Source organism: Acidithrix sp. C25, from assembly GCF_904848545.2.
In genome coordinates, this window is record NZ_CAJHCI020000003.1 from 318273 (window position 1) to 335261 (window position 16989).

General features: G+C 48.2%; 13 protein-coding genes. 9 read left to right on the forward strand and 4 right to left on the reverse strand.

Going from position 1 to position 16989, the window contains the following annotated elements:
- Window positions 1-967: 967 nt before the first annotated feature.
- On the reverse strand, window positions 968-2533 hold the full coding sequence (gene serA / locus ACIDITHRIX25_RS000000100515) for a phosphoglycerate dehydrogenase (RefSeq protein WP_052604601.1): 1566 nt from the start codon (window positions 2531-2533) through the stop codon (window positions 968-970).
- A gap of 190 nt (window positions 2534-2723) precedes the next feature.
- Between serA and ACIDITHRIX25_RS000000100520 the strand changes: the two genes are divergently transcribed.
- The gene (locus tag ACIDITHRIX25_RS000000100520) at window positions 2724-3716 is read left to right on the forward strand and encodes an NAD(P)/FAD-dependent oxidoreductase (RefSeq protein WP_213333473.1); all 993 of its coding nucleotides are present in this window, start codon (window positions 2724-2726) and stop codon (window positions 3714-3716) included.
- 550 nt (window positions 3717-4266) lie between these two features.
- On the opposite strand, the gene ACIDITHRIX25_RS000000100525 is transcribed toward ACIDITHRIX25_RS000000100520, so the two are convergent.
- Window positions 4267-5481, reverse strand: a complete 1215-nt coding sequence (locus ACIDITHRIX25_RS000000100525) for a pyridoxal phosphate-dependent aminotransferase (protein WP_052604594.1) — start codon at window positions 5479-5481, stop codon at window positions 4267-4269.
- A gap of 34 nt (window positions 5482-5515) precedes the next feature.
- Here ACIDITHRIX25_RS000000100525 and serC point away from each other — a divergent pair, with 34 nt between their 5' ends.
- Both serC and ACIDITHRIX25_RS000000100535 read left to right on the forward strand, forming a co-directional pair.
- Window positions 5516-6646 carry a phosphoserine transaminase gene (serC, locus tag ACIDITHRIX25_RS000000100530; RefSeq protein ID WP_052604593.1) on the forward strand — a complete coding sequence of 377 codons (1131 nt, stop codon included), beginning with the start codon at window positions 5516-5518 and terminating at the stop codon, window positions 6644-6646.
- Between the two features lie 2 nt (window positions 6647-6648).
- The gene (locus tag ACIDITHRIX25_RS000000100535) at window positions 6649-7572 is read left to right on the forward strand and encodes a DMT family transporter (RefSeq protein ID WP_201731939.1); all 924 of its coding nucleotides are present in this window, start codon (window positions 6649-6651) and stop codon (window positions 7570-7572) included.
- On the opposite strand, the gene leuD is transcribed toward ACIDITHRIX25_RS000000100535, so the two are convergent.
- Both leuD and leuC read right to left on the reverse strand, forming a co-directional pair.
- Window positions 7541-8134: a 3-isopropylmalate dehydratase small subunit gene (gene leuD, locus ACIDITHRIX25_RS000000100540; RefSeq protein WP_201731940.1), complete on the reverse strand. Its 594-nt coding sequence runs from the start codon at window positions 8132-8134 to the stop codon at window positions 7541-7543. The two genes, ACIDITHRIX25_RS000000100535 and leuD, sit on opposite strands and share 32 nt — an antisense overlap.
- 90 nt (window positions 8135-8224) lie before the next feature.
- Window positions 8225-9634 carry a 3-isopropylmalate dehydratase large subunit gene (gene leuC, locus ACIDITHRIX25_RS000000100545; protein ID WP_052604590.1) on the reverse strand — a complete coding sequence of 470 codons (1410 nt, stop codon included), beginning with the start codon at window positions 9632-9634 and terminating at the stop codon, window positions 8225-8227.
- 537 nt (window positions 9635-10171) lie between these two features.
- On the opposite strand from leuC, the gene greA reads away from it, so the two are divergent.
- From greA to ACIDITHRIX25_RS000000100575, 6 genes are all read left to right on the forward strand, one after another.
- Window positions 10172-10624 (forward strand): transcription elongation factor GreA, encoded by a 453-nt coding sequence (gene greA / locus ACIDITHRIX25_RS000000100550; protein WP_235347569.1) that lies wholly within the window; start codon window positions 10172-10174, stop codon window positions 10622-10624.
- A gap of 508 nt (window positions 10625-11132) precedes the next feature.
- The gene (locus ACIDITHRIX25_RS000000100555) at window positions 11133-12158 is read left to right on the forward strand and encodes a 3-isopropylmalate dehydrogenase (protein WP_201731941.1); all 1026 of its coding nucleotides are present in this window, start codon (window positions 11133-11135) and stop codon (window positions 12156-12158) included.
- Window positions 12148-13071, forward strand: a complete 924-nt coding sequence (locus tag ACIDITHRIX25_RS000000100560) for a branched-chain amino acid transaminase (protein WP_201731942.1) — start codon at window positions 12148-12150, stop codon at window positions 13069-13071. The genes ACIDITHRIX25_RS000000100555 and ACIDITHRIX25_RS000000100560 overlap by 11 nt, the downstream gene beginning before the upstream one ends.
- On the forward strand, window positions 13061-14653 hold the full coding sequence (gene cimA, locus ACIDITHRIX25_RS000000100565; protein WP_201731943.1) for a citramalate synthase: 1593 nt from the start codon (window positions 13061-13063) through the stop codon (window positions 14651-14653). The genes ACIDITHRIX25_RS000000100560 and cimA overlap by 11 nt, the downstream gene beginning before the upstream one ends.
- A 161-nt stretch (window positions 14654-14814) precedes the next feature.
- Entirely contained in the window at window positions 14815-15333 is a 519-nt protein-coding gene (locus ACIDITHRIX25_RS000000100570; RefSeq protein WP_052604586.1) for a hypothetical protein, read from the forward strand.
- Between the two features lie 92 nt (window positions 15334-15425).
- On the forward strand, window positions 15426-16901 hold the full coding sequence (locus ACIDITHRIX25_RS000000100575; protein WP_201731944.1) for an amidase family protein: 1476 nt from the start codon (window positions 15426-15428) through the stop codon (window positions 16899-16901).
- Window positions 16902-16989 lie beyond the last annotated feature (88 nt).

The window sequence follows — 16989 nt, forward strand, 5'->3', positions numbered from 1 at the left end:
ACTTTTTTATTCCTAGCGCTTGAATAGCACTTAGTTTATTAAAATATCTCGCTTCAAAGACAAGGAAATCGTAGCTTTGAGCCCTTTTATCGGATTTGACTCAAGGAGTCATGTCGAGGTTAGGTTGTTTTTTCGCGCTCGATTGAGTCAAATTCCTCGTCGCGATGGCAGCTGAGAAACGAGAGGTCATTTTGCAGGCTGGCTTTTTGATCGTTTGGATTTTTCTTTCGGACCAGATCTTAATTAGGCGCTAAATAATAGTTATTTTCCAAGGAGCGCCATGAAAGGGATTTTCATTGATGGCCATTGGCGCTTTGGAAACACTAAGGAGTGAGATCGGTGACTGATCTCTCTCCATGTGATTTTGAGTTCTAAATATTGCCATCGTGAGAGCACAGAAGTCGGTGTCTCTGATCGATCTTTGATGTTCGAGGTTGCTAAATAATTTTGTCACTAGATCCGGCTCTTTGCCATCCCTTTTGATGTGTGCAAAGCGGCAGCCATGAACTCGTTGGAAGATGCAATTCAAAAAGTACAGGCAAGGCACTTTAGATCTCATGTCGCTAGGCGATGTTTATTCGATGGGAGTTTTGGGTATGTGGTAGTGTTCATTTGCTAGGTATCAAATCCGATTAGGCCACACATGATGCGAAGACAAAGCGCTGTGGGCACAGAAGATTTAGGATAACCCAGAATTTAGCGAAACCTTCTGGTGGGCTATTGTTGTCGTTAGCTGGCCCGCTAAAGGTGAACTTAATCCAAGGGGTCGATAGAGGGGCCGGGAGTAGTCGGTGACACAATTTTGTGGAGGTGTTCGAGCTGTAATGTGGGCTCGGATCTCGAGTTATTTAGGATTAATTTAAGGCGTAGAAGGGGCCGTGGTACGACTTCTACGCCTTAAATTATGGTTACCTTTGTCAAGGTAGCAGTGATCGCTAAGTGGGACTCATGCGTCGCTGTTACCTTTTTAGCAGGAGACGCTTCGAGCGTATATGATTCCTGGAGCTGACTTTATCTGAGCAAGGATCTCGGCAGTGGGCTCAACGTTGGTCGAGAGAATCATTAGGGCGGTCTTGCCGTCATGTGATGGGCCTACAGCCATCGAAGAGATTGAATATCCGGCATTCCCGAGAATTGTCGCGACTACGCCGATCTTTCCAGGCTCATCGTCGTTGCGAACAACGAGCATATTTTGAGCAGGTGGAATTTCTACCCTATGGGAGTCAACTGCTACGATCCTTGGATCCTTATTTGGTCCAGTGACTGTGGCTGAAACGCTATGGCTGCCGCTAGAGAGTGTAAGTAGGCTAACGTAATCTTTTGCTTGTTCACTAAAGGACTCTTTCACCTCTAGACCACGCTCTTTTGCAAGTGCCGGAGCGTTTACATAAGAGACAGGTTCGTTGGTGCCAGCACCGAAGATTCCCTTGAGTGCTGATAGCGAAAGCAAACGAGTATCTCCGCTTGCCAAAAGTCCCTGATACTCGATGGTAAGTGTATCAGGAAGACTACCTTCTAGGGTGGAGATGAATCGGCCTAGAGATTCAGCTAGGGGTAGGTATGCCTTTACATTTTCTGGAACTTCGGCGGCATTGACATTGACAGCAAAGGGAACGAAGTCTCCGGCAAGGGCAAGCTTCAATTGCTCAGCAATTGTGACGCCCGCTTTGTCTTGTGCCTCTGAGGTGCTCGCTCCAAGGTGTGGGGTGACAACCACATTTTTGAGAGTAAAGAGTGGTGATGTGGTGCAGGGCTCAGTTCCAAAGACATCTAAAGCAGCCCCTGCAATTCGGTTCTCAGAGAGTGCCTCAAATAGTGCATCCTCGTTTACGATTCCGCCTCGAGCAACATTGATCACTCGTGCGGTTGGCTTGGCCTTGGCGAGCATCTCCTTGCCTATGATTCCAATTGTCTCTTTGCTCTTTGGAAGGTGAATCGTTATGAAGTCAGATCGTTCCATGAGGCTATCGAGGTCTACTAACTCTACACCCATCTGACGAGCGCGATCGCTAGATACGTAGGGGTCATAGGCTATGAGCTTCATCCCAAAGGCTAAGGCTCGTTGGGCTACGAGTGCACCTATTCTGCCGAGTCCAACTACTCCCAAAACCTTGCCAAAGAGTTCGACCCCTTCCCACTTGGATCGTTCCCACTTACCTGCTACTAATGCCGAATGGGCCTGGGGAATGTTCCTTGCTTGAGCCAAGATGAGCGCCACTGTCAATTCCGCAGCGGAAAGGATATTTGATTGAGGTGCATTTACGACCATTACTCCACGTTTGGTCGAGTAATCTACGTCTACGTTATCCAAACCAATTCCGGCTCGTCCGACTACAAGAAGATCGCTCCCAGCGTCGATCACTTCGGCGGTTACCTTGGTGGCCGAGCGAATTATTAGTCCGGCTGCTCCTTTGATCGCCTCGAGAAGTTCTTGGGGCGAGAGTCTTAGTTGGATGTCTACTTCGTGGCCGTCTGCACGGAGCAGGTCGAGCCCGCTATCGGCTATTTCTTCGGTTACCAGTATTCTGGCCATCGTTCTCCTCAAAGCTATCGGGAAAATGGTAATTCGAATCTTATTTGAGACCGACATCAAGCATCGATTCTCTTATTGGAATTCGTACCCTCAAGCCTAGTTGTAGGCGCCAAAAATGTGGTGTTGCTCTTTTTGACCATCCATTTGAATCGCTGTGGCAATTCTAAGGCCCGTCGGCTAGCGTTTTTAGATGGCTCAAAACTCTGTGGATCTTGTTATTATTGGTGCTGGTCTATCGGGCTTAGTTGCGGCTTCTGAGCTTTCCGGAGATATTGATCTGGTTGTTGTGGATAAAGCGAGGTCTCCTGGTGGGCGGTTGGCTACTCGGCGAATCGGAGATGCGACTTTCGATCATGGGGCTCAATTTTTTACCGTACGCTCCCAGGAATTCGCCAATGAGGTCACCAAATGGAGTAATCGTTCCATCTCCAAGGTATGGACTTATGGTTTTCAGGGCGAGTCAGACGGTCACCCCCGATACATAGGAGTGCACGGAATGAACTCCATTGCTAAAGACTTAGCGACGGGGATTCGCATGGATCTTCAGAATGCCGTATCGTCTATTACATATGAGGACTCAAAGTTTCACATACATGGTCACCCACACGACTATTTTGCAAAGCAATTGGTAATTGCAATCCCGTGCCCTTCGGCGATCGAGATAACTAAAGACCTGCCTTCATCAAGCGTCACGATAATTAGGGATAGTCTTGGCTTTATTGCTTATAACCCAACGATAAGTGGTCTATTTGTGATGATGGATGATGGTGACTTTGGGCCGATCCAGCCTATTCAACGCCCTAATTCAAAGGTGAACTTCTTGGCGGACAATAAGCAAAAGGGGATATCTGCCAAAAATGCGCTGACTCTTCATTTAGGCGACGAGATCTCGCTCGAACTTTTTTACGGTAATTACTCTCAAGGAGAGATTGAATCAATTTTGAGGGAGAATTTATTTGAATTGATTGGCGAGGTTCCTATCTCCGAAATGCAAGTAAAGAGCTGGAGGTACGCCTCGCCGATATCGATCTATCCAGAAGCGGTTATGGATCTTGGCCGAATTGGAGGATCGGGAGCGCTTCCGTTGATATTTTCCGGTGATGGCTATGGAAGTTCAAAAGTCGAAGGTGCTTATCTGTCGGGATTGAGAGCAGCAGCGGCAGTAAGGGAATATCTTGGCTAATTTGCTTTAGCTTAGGTGCTGCATCTTTGGTTTTAGAATCGTTGATTTTAGGACAGTTGTCAATCGGCACCTAGCATTAATCTTAGTTGGTCTACGAGCCACCTGGATGAGCTATCTGCAAGTACGGGATGAAAGAACCACATGAAAGTGGATGCCTGCGACCCAAAGTTGTCTTGGTTGATAGGAGCGAGGGTTGATTGGCGGATAATATTTTGTAGAATTTGCCTAGGTGTTAGTGCTTGGGTTTTTAGTTTTGCAATACGGGACACCTTGGCAATTGCTGGTAAATACCTATTTAAGGGATATTTGGATGCAGATTCGGTTGGACGCCACACCTGCTTCAAAAACTCCTAGCTACAGAGGCTATTGCCTAATGGGCTTCGAATCGCATTCCAACCAGACAGGTCTATGGTGCTAGACAGTTCATGGGACTAGCACCGAGCAATTGGAGGCAAGTCCCATAGCAATAGTGCAGGGGCCTTGCTTTGAAAACTCGGATTTGGGTTGGTAATTCATGCTAGGCGAAGACCAATCCAAATCCGAAATTTATCTATTGGGCTGATTCGCTAACTAATTTAGCGATACGGGAGATGCCAATCTCAAGGTCATTGTCGGAGAGGGCATATGAAAGCCTAAAGTACCCCGGAGTTCCAAATGCTTCACCGGGAACAACTGCTACCTTTGCCTGATCTAGAATGACCGAGGCCAATTCGGACGTTGACGAAGGTCTAACTCCACCAAAGTCGCGACCTAAAAGTCCACTTACATCGGGATAGACATAAAAAGCACCCTTTGGTAGAGGGCAGTTAATTCCAGGTACCTCTGAGAGTAGGCTAGTTATTAGCTTTCGTCGTCGGTCAAAGGCCTCTCTCATGATGGATACAGGGCCTTGATCTCCAATTAGCGCCTCAATAGCTGCTCTTTGTGAGATGTTTGCAACGTTGGAAGTGGATTGAGATTGAAGATTGATTGCGGCAGCGACGATATCGGGCGCTCCAATCATCCAACCGACACGCCATCCGGTCATAGCGTAAGTCTTCGCGACACCGTTGACTATTACTATCTTGTCGAGGCCGCGCGGATCGTGGTTTGCAATTGATTCGGCTTTGATGCCGTCATAGGTTAGGTGCTCGTAGATCTCATCCGCCAAGATCCAAAGGTCTTTATCCGCGCAGAATTGAGCGATCTCCTTGGTCTCCTCTGGGCTATAAACACTACCTGTTGGGTTAGAAGGAGAGACGAAGAGGAATAATTTTGTACGAGGTGTGACATATTTCTCAATGGTTGCTGGCGATACCTTAAACTCTGATTCTAAGGTTGTTGGAACGGCGATAGGAGTTCCCCCAGCAAGCTTCACTGCCTCGGGGTAGGTCGTCCAATAGGGCTCAGGAATCAGCACTTCATCGCCTGGATCCAGGAGAGTTGCAAATGCGTTGTAGATGGCGTGCTTGCCTCCGTTGGTTACCAAAGTCTGATTTGTTGTGATCTCCACCTGGGAGTCGCGAGCTGTTTTTGTAACGATTGCTGCACGTAATTCCGGTAATCCAGCCGTTGGAGTATAACGATGATTTTTAACATCTGCACATGCTTTAGCTGCGGCCTCTACGATGGAAGCCGGAGTAGGAAAGTCTGGTTCTCCAGCGCCGAAACCGATGATGTCAACACCGGAGGCTTTGAGAGCTTTAGCTTTCGCGTCGATGGCTAGCGTCGCGGATTCGGCTACGGAGCCAATCCGTCGTGAGACCCTGGGCTTACCCTCTGACATCACATCTACCCCCTAAGGTGAGAACTGCGCAACTATGAGCGAGAAAAAAGTTAACACAGATATCCTAATCCCTTCGGAGCTGCTTCCTAAGGATGGTCGTTTCGGTTCTGGACCTTCTAAGGTTCGTCGAGAAGCCGTCGAAGCCCTCCTTGCACGTTCGGGCGACTTCTTGGGAACGTCGCATCGTCAAAAAACTGTAAAGTCTGTCGTCGGTGAGCTCCGCCGAGGACTCTCTGACCTCTTTATCCTTCCGGACGGTTATGAAGTCGTACTTGGCAATGGCGGCTCTACCTACTTTTGGGATACTGCCGTATTTTCATTGATTGAAAGAAAGAGCCAGCACCTATCTTTCGGCGAATTCTCGGCGAAATTTGCAGCCTCGGCAAAGGCTGCTCCCTTTATAGAAGATCCGATGATTATCAAGTCGGAGCCAGGCACCCATCCCGAGGCGGTCGCCGATTCATCTATCGACCTCTATGGACTTACTCACAACGAGACCTCCACTGGCGTGGCAATGACGATTAATCGACCGATTGGTGCTAAAGGTTTGGTCGCCGTCGACGCTACTTCCGGAGCCGCTGGTCTTGCGGTTGACCCGCTTGAGTTCGATTGTTATTATTTTGCGCCTCAAAAGGCATTTGCCTCAGATGGTGGCCTTTGGTTTGCGTTGATGTCGCCGGCTGCTGTCGAGCGTGTTGGCGAGATCAAAGCAAGTGGACGCTATATTCCTCCGGCATTGGATCTGAGTATTGCAATTGACAACTCTCGACTTGATCAAACCTATAACACACCAGCACTCGCGACGATCTTTCTTATGAACAACCAAGTTCAATGGATGTTGGCAAATGGTGGGATTGACTTTACGACCAAGAGGTGTGCAACCTCCTCAGCGACTTTATATAGCTGGGCTGAGGCATCTTCGTATGCTACTCCGTTTGTACAAGACGAAGAGATGCGATCCAAAGTTGTTGTGACAATTGATTTGGACGATGCTATCGATGCGACCGTGGTTGCAAGCACGCTCAGGAAGAATGGTGTCGTTGACACCGAGCCATACAGGAAGCTTGGTCGCAACCAGCTCCGAGTAGCGGTCTTTCCAGCCGTGGAGCCCGCAGATGTTGAAGCTCTGGTTGCTTGTATCGACTATGTGGTGGAGAATCTCTAAAAGTGAAGTTGAACCCCCGCCTCGAGCTCTTTTTGCTTGGGGGACTATGGGGGCTCTCCTACGTTCTTATCGAGGTCGGGCTGAGAGATTTCAGTCCGGCCGTGGTGGTATTTGGGAGGCTCCTAGGAGGCTCCCTTGTACTTTTAGTCGCCTTGATCTTTTCAGAAAAGCCCTTCATAAAATCAGGAAGCAGACGAAAGTTCTGGCTTTTGATGCCGATCCAAGCTTTGGTTGCCTCTGCGCTTCCATACCTTGCAATCTCCTACGGTGAAACTAAGACATCGACTGCAATTGCTGGAATGCTAAATGCGGCGACGCCACTTTTTACAGTTGTTTTCGTCAAGTTGACGTCTTCGTCTGAGGTTGTAGGTCGACGTAAGGGCGTTGGTGTAGTCTTGGGGCTAGTCGGCGTCGCTCTAATACTTTCCCCTTGGAATTCAAATGGCCACTCTAGTGCGCAACTTGTTGGAGACCTTGTCGTATTGTTGGCGTCAATCTCTTATGCCTTGGGCTTTGTCTATACCAAGAGATATCTAGGCGCTTTGAGTGCAACACCTATCATGGTGGCTTTCGCCCAAATCTCCATTGCCGGTGCAATTTCGATTCTCTACTTACCCTTCTTTCACGCCCCTCGGCATCCGAGTGGATCAGCGGTTGAGGGATTTTTGGCTATAGTAGTTTTAGGTTTTGTCCAAACCGGTCTTGCAACACTGATGTACCATCGTGTTGTGCGAGAACTTGGCGCTACGGCTTCTTCGGTCGTCTCTTATATAGTCCCGCTTGTAGCCGTAGCGGCAGGAGTGGTGTTACTAGGCGACCACCTGTCTGGATCTTTTCTAGCCGGTGCTGGAGTGGTTTTGATCTCAGTCGTAATGGTCGCCGGTGGCTTTAAAGTTAAACGAGACGCGGCAACCAAGCTGCCCTAGAGTTTTCGTAGGTCGTAATGCGACCTTCGTTCTCCAGTGTGATTCCAATATCGTCAAGGCCCTCTAAAAATCGATAGCGGGTAAAGTCATTTAGTGGAAAAGACTCTTTAATCCCTAGCTCATCGACGCTTACTTCGCGTGATTCTATGTTTACTTCGATTATCAAATTCGGGTTGGCTACCGCAGCACTTTGAATCGTTGCAACTGTCTTTGCGTCCAATACGACCGGTACCAATCCTGCTTTAGTCGAGTTGTTGAAGAAGATATCACCAAAACGCGCTGATATAACTGCACTAAAGCCGTAGTCCGTCAGAGCCCAGACCGCATGTTCTCTGGATGATCCTGTTCCAAAATTGGGACCGGCAACCAAGATAGTTGCATTGGCGTATCGTGGATCGTTGAGAATAAAGGTCGGATCTTCTCGCCACTCTCCAAAGAGGCCGGCGCCAAAACCAGTTCGCTCGACCCGCTTGAGCCAATCGGAAGGGATAATTTGATCTGTGTCTACGTCGCTGCGTTCAAGAGGAAGCGCGCTTCCCGAAAAGACATTTATCTTTTTCACTCCTGTAAACCTCTCTTAATGCATAATTGTCGTTCCAGCTGTGTTTGATTTACCATCAAGCACAGCTGGAACTTTGGATAAATGATGAAATTAATTTTTCACTAGATCACTTGGAGCGCCAAAGTGGCCAAGTATTGCAGTAGCGGCGGCTACCTCTGGCGAGACTAGGTGGGTCCGACCTCCTTTTCCTTGGCGTCCCTCGAAGTTTCGATTCGAAGTTGACGCCGATCGCTCGCCGGGTGAGAGTTGGTCGGGGTTCATTCCAAGGCACATGGAGCACCCAGCTTCGCGCCATTCAAATCCAGCTTGGGAAAAGATTTTATCGAGGCCCTCAGCTTCTGCTTGAGCTTTTACGAGGTGAGATCCAGGAACGACCATAGCCCGCAGACTTGATTTGACGGTTCTTCCATCTACAACTGCAGCAGCAGCCCTTAGGTCTTCGATTCGTGAGTTTGTGCAAGATCCTATAAACACGGTATCTACTCGGATATCTTTGATAGCTGTTCCTGCTGTGAGACCCATGTAAGTGAGTGCTCGGGAGGCAGCCTCTTGGTTTGATGCTTCGGCGAAGGAGGCTGGATCGGGCACGATGCCATCGATTGGGGCTACTTGTGCTGGATTAGTGCCCCATGATACGAATGGTACGAGCTTTGTCGCATCTATGTGGACGACTTTGTCAAAGACTGCGTCGTCGTCGGTAGCCAAGGTCGACCAATATTGTATTGCGGCCTCTAAGTCATCGCCTTTGGGTGCATATGGACGTCCAGCAACATATTCAAAGGTAGTTTGGTCGGGTGCTATCATCCCCGCACGTGCGCCAGCTTCAATCGACATATTACAGATGGTCATACGAGCCTCCATTGAGAGTGCTCTAATTGCGGATCCGCGGTACTCTATGACGTAACCAATTCCGCCTCCGGTTCCAATGGTTCCGATGATCGCTAAGATCAGGTCCTTTGCGCTTACGCCGGGGGGAAGTTCCCCGTCCACTTCGATCGCCATGGTTCCAGGTCGAGATTGTGGCAGGGTCTGTGTTGCCAAAACATGTTCCACCTCGGAAGTCCCGATTCCAAAGGCTAATGCTCCAAAAGCACCATGGGTTGCGGTGTGACTATCACCACAGACGATAGTCATTCCTGGAAGCGTGAGACCTTTTTCTGGTCCAATTACGTGGACAATACCTTGATTTTTATTGCCCATCGGATATAGGGTTATGCCGAATTCGTCGCAGTTTGAGCTCAGCACCTCTAATTGCCGCCTAGAGATGGGATCAGCCACCGGTTTATCTATATCTTTAGTTGGGACATTATGGTCAGCGGTTGCAACTGTTAGGTCCGGCCTTCTTGGCTTTCTGCCGGCAAGTCTAAGACCGTCGAAAGCCTGCGGAGAGGTTACCTCATGTATTAGGTGGAGATCGATATAGAGTAAGTCGGGACTTTCTTCGCCACTATGGACCAAGTGTGCATCCCATACCTTTTCAGATAGAGTCTTTCCAGTCAATTCGACCTTCCTTAAAACTACGGTGTATGTGTAAGTGCTCAAGCCGAAACACTTTTCTTAGAGATGCTAGCGACGGACTAACATCGTTTTGGTTCTGCCAATGCCCCACTAGGCGGTACTATATGGGACTCGATGACAAGAAAACCTATCAAAGTGTTCGACACGCGGGCCTTGCTCAACGATTTTGTTTGTATAAAGACTACATCGAATGAGATGATCCGGCCATAGTGATTCTCTCAAAAGATTTTCACGGCGAGAAAAGCCCCAGATGTGTCGAGGAGATAGCGATGACCTTGGATGTTCTGTCCTTTTGCAAGTATCCAGAGTCCATGGATTTTAGAGGGTGACTTCGATGGCCCATAGCTGTGGGGATATGGCTCTTGTGAAAGTCTGATGGGACTGGTAAGAACTTGGTCCATCGCGAGGTCTTCCTCGAGAGCTCTTGCTGGCTGCTGGTAGTGTTTTGGCCTAAGGCATCTTTTGGTTTCAATCCTGTTTCGCTAAATGTCGGCTAGCGTTAATTATGTGGCTCAAACATTGACAAGACAAGCATATGAACGGCTCCTAGCAGAGCGCGACGAGCTATCGACACGTGGTCGTATTGAAATAGCAAAAGTTATAGAAGATGCTAGGGCATTGGGCGATCTACGTGAAAATGGGGATTACCATGCGGCTAAAGATACCCAAGGGAAGATGGAAGCTCGAATTCGATTGATCGATTCCATCCTTGAGGATGCCATAATTATCGATGATGAAGCTGTCTTTGACGTTGTCGGTATCGGATGCGTGCTCACCTTGCGGTACGTTGGAGATGAAGATACGGAGTCCTATTTTTATGGATCAATTGAAGAAAAGAGACCAGGTCTAGCATCTTTGTCTCCAAGCAGTCCATTGGGTAAAGTACTTCAGGGCAAACAAAAGGGAAGTGTTGTCACCTATCAGGCTCCTGGTGGAACGCTTGAGGTGGAGATTGTGGATATTGGATCTTAGGCTGGCGTAAAGCGACTTTTGAAGTGCGGTGTCGGTCTTTCCGGTCGGCTAAATTGGTTTATCTAAGTCGGTTTATCTGCCTATCGAAGCCATTATCTATCTATCTGACGCATGGAAAGCAGTTGCATTGACCGTTTTTAGTTGCTTTTTACAATTTTTCCATTGACTTTGCCTTTGGGAGTATTGCAATGAATGGCCGTCAAAGGGAAAATTTTAGATTTTGCCTTAAAAATTCTTGAATTCCCAATGGGGCTAAGTGGACTTGGCTATCTTGTCCTGCTAATGTTTACCTATTATAAATCTCTCCCTAATAAGGAATGTGGTCTTAGTGGTCACTATATTTGCACGATTCGTAGTAATTATTTGAACGCTTGTGGCTCAGTATCGCTGAGGTGCAAGCGTTAGAGGCCGGTCACAAACGTGGGCGGTCTTTTTTATTGGTATAGCTACGAATGGACGTGGGGATCTTCTGGACCATCGGTGTGCTCTTCAAAGAATGGACTTTTGCATGTATAACATTGCGCTTATTGGTGGGGACGGTATCGGCCCCGAAGTTGTGGAACAAGCGATGAAGGTAATTGACGCTACTGGCGTCAAGACTTCAAGTACTTCATATGACCTTGGAGCGTCGCGATATATTCGGACCAAAGAGGTACTTCCAGATTCGGTTTTAGATGAGTTGCGCACTTTTGATGCGATTCTTCTTGGGGCCGTTGGGCCTGCAATTGGCTCAAAAGAGGTTCCGTCTGGAACTCTCGAGCGCGGTCTTTTGCTCAAGTTGCGTTTCGAATTGGATCTTTATATCAATTTGAGACCGTTTGTGACGCCTCCAAGTGGTGCCAATCCAGCCTTCGAGACGGTTGACTTTGTAGTGATTCGAGAAAATACCGAGGGTACTTATGCTGGCGAAGGCGGTTTTCTTCGAAAGGGCACACCAAATGAAGTTGCCACTCAGGGTTCGGTAAACACTCGTTTTGGTGTTGAGAGGGCGATCCGCTTTGCATTTGAGTTGGCGAATTCGCGCCCTGCGAAGAACCTTACTCTGGTTCATAAGACAAATGTTTTGACTTTTTCTGGAGATCTTTGGCAACGAACCTTCGATGCTGTGGCGCTGGAGTTCCCTGGCGTTTCCACTTCCTATAATCACGTTGACGCTGCCTGTATCTACATGGTTGAGTCTCCAAGTCGTTATGACGTTATCGTAACCGATAACCTTTTTGGAGATATCTTGACCGACTTGGCTGGAGCTATCTCTGGAGGCATAGGACATGCCGCTTCAGCTAACTTGAATCCTGCTCGTACCGGTCCTTCTTTGTTTGAGCCTGTCCATGGTGCGGCTCATGACATAGTGGGAACTGGCAAGGCGAATCCAATTGCGGCAATTCGCTCGGGAGCGTTGATGCTTGACTTTCTCGGTGAGAGCCAAGGCGCCAATAAGATTTTTTCAGTACTTTCAGATTTTGCGCCAGAAAGTGGCGCCACTACATCTCAAATTGGGGATGCGATAGCAGAGAGGGTTTCAAATGCCAATTGAAAAGAGCCAGTTTATATGGATGAACGGTGAGATGGTCGGATGGGATGAAGCAAACGTTCATGTCCTAACTCACGGATTACACTACGGTTCCGGTGTGTTTGAAGGCATCAGGGCCTATCAAACTCCTAATGGCCCTGCGGTCTTCCGCCTGAACGACCATGTGAATCGTCTCTTTGAATCTGCCCATATCTTTATGATTGACATTCCATTTTCTACCGAGACGATAACCGAAGCGATCAAAGCTATCGTGCGCGAGAATAATTTAGAGGAGTGCTACATTCGACCAATCGTCTACTTGGGCTATGGCGAGATGGGCCTAAATCCTCTTACTTGTAAGGCGGATGTTTCGGTTGCTGCATGGAAGTGGGGGACATACCTAGGTGAAGATGGTGTCACCAAGGGGATTCGCTTGAAAGTGAGTTCCTGGGTGCGACATAACCCGAACTCTCTTCCTCCAGCGGCCAAGGGAACTGGTATGTATATGAACTCTTCCCTCGCAAAGGTTGAAGCGGTAAAGGCCGGCTACGACGAGGCGATTTTGCTCTCTCCTCAGGGCTATGTCTCTGAGTGCACAGGTGAGAACGTCTTTGTAGTGCGCAAAGGGAGAGTTTTCACACCTCCAACTTCTGCTGGTGCGCTTGAGGGTATTACTCAATCGACGGTAAGTGCTCTGGCGCAAGAGTTGGGCTACAAGGTCGAGGTCGAAAACATTCTTCGCTCAGACCTTTACACTGCGCAAGAGATCTTTGTCTGTGGAACCGCCGCAGAAGTTACCCCAGCAGTTTCGGTCGACGATCGTATGGTGGGCGACGGTAAGCCCGGAGTATTTACGAAAGCCATTCAGGCCGCCTACTATGCTGCGGTCCACGGCGAGAACGACAGACACCCAGAGTGGCTTGACTATGTCGGCTGAGATTGACTTTGCGGTTCCTGAAAGTGTAGAGATCTACGATACGACACTTCGTGATGGCTCGCAACAAGAGGGAATCTCATTAACTGTCGATGATAAGCTTCGAGTCGCAGAGGCTCTAGATGACCTTGGGGTGAAATATATCGAAGGGGGTTGGCCTGGGGCCAACCCTAAAGATATCGAATTCTTCCATCGTGCTCCGCGGGAGATTCGCTTTGGGAATGCAACTCTCGTGGCATTCGGGTCAACTATGAGACCAGGCGGTGACGTTAATAGCGATGATACCCTAAGGAATATGTTGGATGCTAATACCGAAGCGGTATGCATGGTAGCTAAGTCTTGGGACTATCACGTAAAAGAGGCGCTTCGAACTACTTTGGACGAGGCGCTACGTATGGCGGAAGAGTCCGTTCGCTACCTAGTGGAGCGCGATCGACGGGTGTTTTTCGATGCAGAGCATTTTTTTGATGGATATAAAAATAATCCACAATTTGCGATGGCGGTTTTAAGAGCTGCTCAAAATGGTGGTGCCTCCACCTTGGTTTTATGTGATACCAATGGAGGATCCTTGCCATTTGAAGTTGAACGGATCGTGCGGGAAGTGAAATCTAGCTTTCCTACACAGATTGGCGTTCATTTTCACAATGATTCTGGATGTGCTACGGCAAATGCGCTCACCTCAGTTGGCCTTGGAGCTACCCACGTCCAGGGCTGCATAAATGGTTATGGAGAAAGAACTGGCAATACCGATCTGTCGGTAGCAATCCCTAACCTAACTCTAAAGATGGGCATCGAGACGATCCCGCGTGAGAAGATAGCAATTATTACATCGGTTTCACGCCACTTGGCTGAAGTCATAAATATCGCGACTGATCCTCAGAAGCCTTACGTTGGAACCTCGTCGTTTACACATAAGGCCGGCCTTCATGTCAGTGCTATAGCACGACGAAAGGACGCATACGAGCACATCGCTCCAGAGTTAGTAGGCAATGGAACGAGATTTGTAGTTTCAGAGATGGCAGGTCGTTCGACCGTAGCTATCAAGGCTAGCGAATTAGGGATAGATCTCACTAAAGAGCAGATCGCCACTGTTCTTGAGCACCTAAAGACCTTGGAGCACCAAGGTTTTCATTTTGAGACAGCTGATGGTTCGATGGAACTACTTTTGCGAAGGGCGACCGGCTGGAATCAAAACTTCTTTGAGGTCGAGTCCTTTAGAGTAATTGACGATTTTAGGGATAATTCAGAACAACTTACTGAGGCAACTGTAAAACTTTGGGCAAACGGAGAGAGACTTATTGCCACCGGTGAAGGAAACGGTCCTGTGAATGCCTTGGATGGTGCGCTACGAAGGGCATTGACTCCGCTTTACTCGGGATTGAACTCGATACATTTGACCGACTTTAAAGTTCGAGTTTTGGATTCAAGCAGCGGAACCGGAGCCAAGGTTCGTGTTTTAATCGATTCATCGGATGAAGTGGGATCTTGGACCACAATTGGGGTTTCGCCAAATGTAATCGATGCCTCCTGGCAGGCTCTGGTTGATTCAATTGTCATTGGTTTGTTAAGGACTCAGCAAGGGTAGCTCTTTTTATCTATCACTTGGGACTAAGTCTCGATCAGTGTTTTGACAGCTTGAGGCTATGATCTTCGATTTAAAATGAGACAAATCGGTTGTCGGTTTGCGAGCTGCAGTTAAAGCAGTTAGCCTTGTAGATTGTTATTTGATTCGATGAAGAGGTTTTAGTGACTCAGCCAGATTACGTTCCCGTCGCTTCTGGAACACAATTGAGAAAATTTGATGAGCTATCTAACCCTGGAAGCTGGATGAGCGATCGTGTAGCAGAACTCCCTCCAAATCCTCATTCCGCAGTAGAGCAGGGAGTTCTTCTGGGTACACCAGGTCCTGATAGTGGTTTTGCTATAAAGTTGGCAAGATACGAACTGGCCAAAATTTCCTTGGATGAAAATGAGCATCATGAAGATGTGGAAAAGGCCGTTACTTCAGTTGCCATCAAGCGTTCAGCACTTTACTCGAGAGCTCCGGTTATTCACGATGTCAGGTTTGCCCTAAAACTATTTGGCTATGGAGAGGAACTTTCTCCACCAGTGGAGCTTGTTGAATTTCGAAAGAAGGCTTTTTCCGGGGTGGCTCACGACTATTTCAAAGTGCGTCGCCTTTTGGACCTAATTCCAGTTGCAACTCTATCTCTATCTGTCGATGAGATAGATGTCGCTAAATGGGATCAGTACCTTCTCTCTTGAGCTTGATTCGCCTACCTCTTTCCAAGTCGTAATCTCTAATAGTCGGTGGATTTCGAAGGTATATTGTATGAAACTTGCTAGAGTGACCGCTTGTGGAGTCAAGATTTGAGATTAGTAGTGCTTCTGTCGCAGAGATCCGAAGAAGTATTGAAGCGAAAGTGATCTCATACGATGAGGCGCTTTCGACTGCTTTTGATCGGATGGGACAACTTGATAAAGAAGGACCGAAATTAAATGCCCTTTTATCTCTTGTTGAAGTTGATGAAGTTCATCTTCAACAAGAGAGATCGAAGCCTCTTAGCGGAATTGCATTTTTAGCAAAAGATAATATTGATACCCAAGACCTTCCTACGACGGCCGGTTCGCTAGCCTTTGAGGGTTTGCCGGCCTCTAGCGATGCTCCAATTATTACCTTGATGCGGTCGCTGGGGGCCACTTTGATTGGAAAGACCAATCTTTCTGAGTGGTCAAACTTCAGAGGCATCTACTCGGCTAGTGGCTGGTCGGGTGTTGGGGGTCAGACTCGAAACCCTCACAGACTCGATCGTAGCCCGGGTGGGTCATCTTCTGGATCTGCAGTTGCGGTCGCAGCTGGGTATGTGCCGATTGCTCTCGGAACTGAAACCGACGGATCTATTATTTGTCCGGCATCGGTCAATGGCGTGGTGGGCTTTAAGCCCACCCATGGGATCTTGCCGACAGAAGGCGTAGTGCCTATTTCTCGAACTCAGGACACCCTCGGCATCTTCGCTCGCTCAGTTTTGGATGTAGAGATTGTCTATAGTGCGTTGATCGATAAGTTGGGTAAGGGAGCGCTCTTTGGCGAAGGTAGTGCAAGCACGAATTTGTCGGCCAGACCACAACCCACACCATTTCGAATAGGCGTGCCTAGAGCAGGGTTTTTTGGATATAGTCCAAAGTCAGACCTGGTATTTGAGGATGTGCTCATTGCACTAGGCGAGGCCGGAATTCTTGTGATAGACGATATCGCAACCCGAGCAGGAAGCGATCTTTCGTTCAACATTGGCCATGAGTTGTTGGTTTTGCGATGGGAGATGAAGCAAGAGCTCGGTAAATATTTGAGTGCAAGAGGTGTCGAGGGCCGTTCTAGCTTGGAGGAGATCGTCGACTTTAACAGAGATAATTCCTCGAGAGAGATGAGTTTTTTCGGGCAAGAACATTTTCTTGCCGCCTGTGAAATGGACGATTCCTACCGTAGCGATTACGAGGTTGCTCGCTCTACAAATTTGGGACATACTAGAGGTGAAATTCGCAAGACTCTAATCAATGGTGATGTGGATTTTTTGCTAGTTCCGTCTATGGGACCTGCGTGGCTTATTGATCATATTTGTGGAGACGTGATAGCAGGAAGTGGCTATTCGTTAGCTGCAATAGCGGGCCTCCCTTCCATCAACATTCCAATCGGAGATGTCTTTGGTCTTCCAGTTGGAATGACGCTTTTTGGTGACGCCTATAGTGACCTGCATCTACTTAGGGTAGCCTCGCGGATCCAGGAGATCTTGTCCGTGAAATTGTTGCCTGGATTTTCAACTTCATCGGGGCTTTAGTCTGGCATTTTTCTGGTGCCGCCGATCCTTTTTCGGTTAGTTTTTTTGTCTTTAGCAATTGGAGAGTGGTGACATGGCACCGAGAGTT